Below are 674 nucleotides of genomic sequence, written 5' to 3'. Positions count from 1 at the left end.
GGATATCTTGGATTAAACGCCTCTTATCGACTCATCCAAGCTTTTCGCAGATTAGCACGTCCTTCTTCGCCTCTGATTGCCAAGGCATCCACCTTGTACGCTTAGTCACTTAACTATACAACCTCAAATGTTTTCAATCACTTTAAGTTTTTACTTCAAAGTGCGGTCAATTTGATGCGTATCTTCATTCAACTAAACACTTGATTGCTTTTGTTCAATCAAGATTTATCACAAAACAGGTTTGCTTTCAGAGTTTCCTTCTCAGTTCCCTCTTTTCACTTTCCTGTTTTGCCTACTCAGACTTTCTCTCGAAAATCTCTTGTTTTCAGCTTGTTTCCAATTTTTTAAAGAACAGTAAGATAATCTAACAAAGTTATCTTTAATTGGCGTCCCCACGGGGATTCGAACCCCGGTTACCGCCGTGAAAGGGCGATGTCCTAGGCCTCTAGACGATGGGGACATCAATTAAAGATACTCTATCGTATTCTTATCTTTCAACGTTGCTTTCGCTTCGTTTTCTTCTGCTCATTTGTTTACAACAATCAGCCAATCTGTGTGAGCACTCGCTGTCTCTCGTCTTTGGTAAGGAGGTGATCCAACCGCAGGTTCCCCTACGGTTACCTTGTTACGACTTCACCCCAGTCATGAATCATACCGTGGTAAACGCCCTCCAA

At 42.0% G+C, this 674-nt stretch carries 1 tRNA gene and 2 rRNA genes; all 3 read right to left on the bottom strand.

Going from position 1 to position 674, the window contains the following annotated elements:
* A 23S ribosomal RNA gene (locus KP712_RS09090) occupies positions 1-115 on the bottom strand; the annotation flags it as partial.
* A 269-nt stretch (positions 116-384) separates the two neighbouring features.
* Positions 385-460 (bottom strand) — tRNA-Glu (locus KP712_RS09085).
* Between the two features lie 123 nt (positions 461-583).
* Positions 584-674: ribosomal RNA gene (locus tag KP712_RS09080) — 16S ribosomal RNA — on the bottom strand; the annotation flags it as partial.

This window comes from Haemophilus sp. SZY H68, assembly GCF_018829685.1.
Taxonomy (GTDB): domain Bacteria; phylum Pseudomonadota; class Gammaproteobacteria; order Enterobacterales; family Pasteurellaceae; genus Haemophilus; species Haemophilus haemolyticus_K.
Note: the sequence above shows the minus strand (reverse complement) of the source record. Positions and strands in the feature narration are given on the sequence as shown.